The organism is Corallococcus sp. AB049A, from assembly GCF_003668885.1.
Taxonomy (GTDB): Bacteria; Myxococcota; Myxococcia; order Myxococcales; family Myxococcaceae; genus Corallococcus; species Corallococcus interemptor.
Map to the genome: position 1 here is coordinate 1 of NZ_RAWL01000603.1, position 4049 is coordinate 4049.

4 protein-coding genes and 1 pseudogene are annotated in these 4049 nt (G+C 65.3%); 1 reads left to right on the forward strand and 4 read right to left on the reverse strand.

Annotated features, from left to right (window positions below; translation table 11 throughout):
* Positions 1-645: pseudogene (locus D7X55_RS36940) on the forward strand (formate dehydrogenase); the annotation flags it as partial.
* 9 nt (positions 646-654) lie between these two features.
* On the opposite strand, the gene D7X55_RS36945 reads toward D7X55_RS36940, so the two are convergent.
* From D7X55_RS36945 to D7X55_RS36960, 4 genes are all read right to left on the reverse strand, one after another.
* Positions 655-1344, reverse strand: coding sequence for a hypothetical protein (locus D7X55_RS36945; protein WP_121725481.1), 690 nt, complete (start codon positions 1342-1344; stop codon positions 655-657).
* Positions 1341-2546 carry an AAA family ATPase gene (locus D7X55_RS36950; protein ID WP_199747311.1) on the reverse strand — a complete coding sequence of 402 codons (1206 nt, stop codon included), beginning with the start codon at positions 2544-2546 and terminating at the stop codon, positions 1341-1343. Before D7X55_RS36950 ends, D7X55_RS36945 begins: the two co-directional genes overlap by 4 nt.
* A 101-nt stretch (positions 2547-2647) precedes the next feature.
* Positions 2648-3250, reverse strand: coding sequence for a hypothetical protein (locus D7X55_RS36955; protein WP_121725482.1), 603 nt, complete (start codon positions 3248-3250; stop codon positions 2648-2650).
* 53 nt (positions 3251-3303) lie between these two features.
* Positions 3304-3915: a molybdenum cofactor guanylyltransferase gene (locus D7X55_RS36960; RefSeq protein WP_120552003.1), complete on the reverse strand. Its 612-nt coding sequence runs from the start codon at positions 3913-3915 to the stop codon at positions 3304-3306.
* Positions 3916-4049 lie beyond the last annotated feature (134 nt).

The following is a 4049-nucleotide window of genomic DNA, read 5'->3' on the forward strand; positions in this document are numbered from 1 at the left end:
GGGTGGATGGGCGCGGTGCTGGGGTTGCCGCTCGCGGGCTACACGGCGGTGCTGGTGAGCAACACGGCGGTGCCGCTGTGGCAGCAGGTGGGGCGCACGTTGCCGCTGTTCTTCATGAGCTCCGCGACCGCGAGCGCCGGGAGCCTGTTGTCCCTGTTCCCACACTCGGACGCGGAGGAGCGCGTGCTGCGCCGCTTCCGCATCGCGGGCAAGCTGGCGGAGGCGGTGACACGCGAGGCGGTGGAGCTGGAGGCGCGGCAGGTGATGGAGGTGGGCAAGCCGCTGCGCACGGGTGCTTCGGGAGCACTGTGGGCGCTGTCGCGGACGTGCTCCCTGGCGGGGTGGGTGATGGAAGTGCTGCCGGGACGGGCGCGCTGGAAGCAGGTGACCGCGGACGTGCTGTCCACGGTGGGCGCGGTGGCCATGCGCTACGCGGTCATCCAGGCGGGCAAGGCGTCCGCGAGGAACCCGCAGGCCACGTTCCAGGGACAGAGGCAGGGACTGGGTGCAGCGCAGGTGGAGGGGAACACGGAGGCATCGGACGGAAAGCCCCTGAGCTTCCCATTGCCCGTGCTGGGCCAGAGCGCGGCGCCCAAGACGGCCATGCCCTACGCGCGGTTCATGGTGACGCAGCCGGAGCCGTGACGCTGCGCCTCACCCCACCTTGCACTGGTCGACGCTTGCCATGAAGCGCGCATAGGAACCGCTCTTCGCGCCGGGCTTTCGGGCCAGTCCCTTCTCACGCACATGCCGCGCAATCGCTGGTGAGTCTGACTCCTGGTAGGTCTGGAAGGTCTTGCGCTTGTCGGCCTTGAGGTTCTTGGGAACCACCCGCTTCTGAAGTTCCTCCTTGGCATCCTTGAGCCTTCCCACTTCCTTGCCGAGATAGTCGTCAGGAGCGCGCCAACTCTTGGGGCGAACGGCCTGGACCGCATCGGGCCACATGAACCACCACGCCTCCAGCTCCCAGGCGGGGACGACTGCATGGGCTGGGCAGCCGGCCTGCTGCATGGCCGCCTCGATCTTCTGGCAAACTCCTTCATGCTTCGGTTCGAAATCGTCGCAGTCCTCGTGAGCGAAGACGGCGACGATGTCGTGTGTGGTCTGGCTGATATCCACAACATCCGCGATCCTCTTTGCCTCCGTAGGAACATCCTCAGGCTTTGTATTCTTGATGAGAACCAGAGGATTCCTCCGGGTCTGCACCTTGCCGGCAAGGTTCCCTCGAAGGGCCACAATGAGTTCTTGAAGCGACTTCGTGTCGTTCTCGCTCTCACCGAAAACCAGGATCTGCTGAGGCCGCTTCCCCTTGGCCTTCTGACGAGAATCCTTCTTGCGGTTCACGGGGGAACACCTCCGAGAGAACCGGTGAACCACAACTCTCCCAGCCCCATCCGGCCGTGGGCCCTTTCCTCCATGGCGCGAACGACCTCTGGATCCGCGGCGGGAATGACCGACGCCCCGGTCTTCGTGTTGCGCTCACAGACAATGAGTTCATCCGCACTCAACCTGTTGACGAGGGAAGGCGAGTGGGTCGCGATGAGGAACTGCGTTCGCTCCGAGGCCCACCGCAAGCGCTCCACGAGCCGGTCGAACACGTAGGGGTGGAAGCCGTGGTCGATCTCCTCCACACAGGTGAGTTGGGGAGGTTGAGGGTCGTAGATCAGTGCCAGGAGCGCCAGCGCACGCACGGTGCCAAACGAAGCTTCGGCCAGGGTCGTGTGCCCTTTCAGCCCCGACTCCTCCAACTCGACCTCGACTGCTTCCTCGGCACCACCCACCTTCCGGAAGTGGATGCGCACGAGGCCAGGCACGATGGCCCGTGCGTCTTCCTGGAGCCGCTCGAAGTTCTCCTCGTCCTGGCGCAGGTAGTTGAGGAACGCCGCGAGATTGCTGGCATCCGCTTGCAGCGTGGGGGTGACGCTCACTGCCGAGGGCCGCCTCGCGGCGCGAACATCCACATCAAAAACACGGAAGGTGGAGAACAACTCCGCGACCTTTCGCACCTCGTCGCCTCCGGAGGAGGCCAGTCGAGGAAGGGTTGAGAGGCCGAGCGAGTCACTGCGCAGGGAGGGTCCACTCTTCGTCGTCTTCTTCTCTCCATGGGTCTCGCTCAAGTCGACCTTCGACCCGTTGATGGTGATGCGACGTCCCCGGCCTTTGACCCGCTTGAACTTGAACTGCTCAGTTCGCCGCAGGAAGGACCGGACTTGCCCCTTTTCTCCTGGGGCTTTGAGTCTCAGGGCCCAGAAGTTGAGGATGTATTCGTCTGGAGCCTCCTCATGCGAATGAGCCGTAACCTTGGCCTTCACATGGATGCTGACGCGCGAGCTGACGATGCCACTCGGCGGATCGTCCCCGCGAAAGCGGACATCCCCCAGACCTCCACGTTTATCGAGAGCGGGTCCTAAATCCTCTCGGACCGAGTCTCCCAGGAACTGGATGACGTCCAGCAGGTTGGACTTGCCGCTTCCATTGGGGCCCACCAGGACATTCAGCGGACCAAGCCGCACGGTGACATCCCGCAGGCTCTTGTAGTTCTTCACGGAAAGTTCGAGGAGCGGCCTCATGCCGTGCGACTTGACCATGATGCGCTCAGTGCCTCAAGCGCAGGTGCATGCGCTCGTTGATGAAGCACTGATGGCCGCTAAAGCGGGTGCGAAGCATCCAGGCCACGTGTCCGTGACGACTGGAAGATCCACTGCGCCAGCGCCCCATCCAGGATCCGCCCCGTCGTCGCCTCGTCGTACTTGAGCGAGCGCCCCAACGCGCGAGCCAGCCCCACCAGGACGAGGTCCAACTTCTCCGCCGCACGACGCACGACGCTGTCCACATGCCGCGAAGTCCGCAGGTGCCGCGCGGCCTCGCTGGAGCGAGGAGCCCCCATGGCCGGCAGGTGGTCCGACAGCAGCGCCATCAACACATCCGGCCCCACGTCACGGGCGAGCGCGGCGAAATGCTCGCCCAGAAGCAGAACGAACCGAGCCTGCTCCTGTTGCTCGTCCGCCATCCGCATCCCCGTATCGAACGACCAACCCGTGAACGCCTCCGAATGGGGAACCCGCATCTCCGACAACTGCTTGTGCAACGACAGGATGAGGACGTACTCCGGTTTCACTGCCGCGTTCTCCAGTCGCACACTGACGACCTGACTCCCGGTCCGCAGCCGAGCCTTGAGCAAGCGCAGGAAGGGTTCCGCCTCCTCGCCCTCCAGGGCGTAGCGAATCAGCGAGTTCCAGTCCCGGGTCATCCTGGAAGGCTCCATTCTTCCGCCTAACCGTCAAACTGCTCCTGCCCGCGGACTCACTGCTCCGGCAACGTAACGCCGTAGCGCACCAGGTCCTCCGGCGTGTTCACGTTCACCAGCGCGCGCAGTTCAGGGTCCACCGCGCGCAGTGCGTCCTCGGGCAGCACCCGCGTGCGGAAGCGCATCAGCAGCCGCCGCAGCGACGGATCCTCCACCAATGCTTCACCCCACTGTGACACCAGTTCCGTACGATAGGCCGCGAACAACGGCTCCCAGCGCCCTTCACGCTCGATGCACACCGCGTCCACATCCTCGCCTCGCGCGTCCAGCACCACCCGCGCCGCGGCCTCCGTGACGAACGGCATGTCACACGCCACCGCGAACACCCACGGCGTGCGCGCCGCTCCCAACGCCGCGTGGACGCCTCCCGGTGCCCCCTTGCCCTTCACGGTGTCCTCCACCGTGCGAAGCCCGAAGCGCGCGTACGGTTCCGGAACGTTCGCCACCAGCACCACCTCCCTGAAATGCGACCCGAATGCTCGCAGCCGTTCCAAGGTTGTGAGCCCTCCCACGCTCAGCAGCCCCTTGGCCACACCGCCCAAGCGCGTCCCCTGCCCTCCTGCCAGGATGGCCAGCGTCACGTCGGGAAAGGTCGTGGATCCGTCCATGTCCGCCGACCCTACACACCTCTTCGCGGCCCCGGAAACGCTCGACACCCGGGATTCCGCCAAGCCCCAGAGGGAGGGAGCAACCGCCGCTCCCATGCCCCCCGTGGACAAGGCACGCGCCCCCCGTCGTAGAG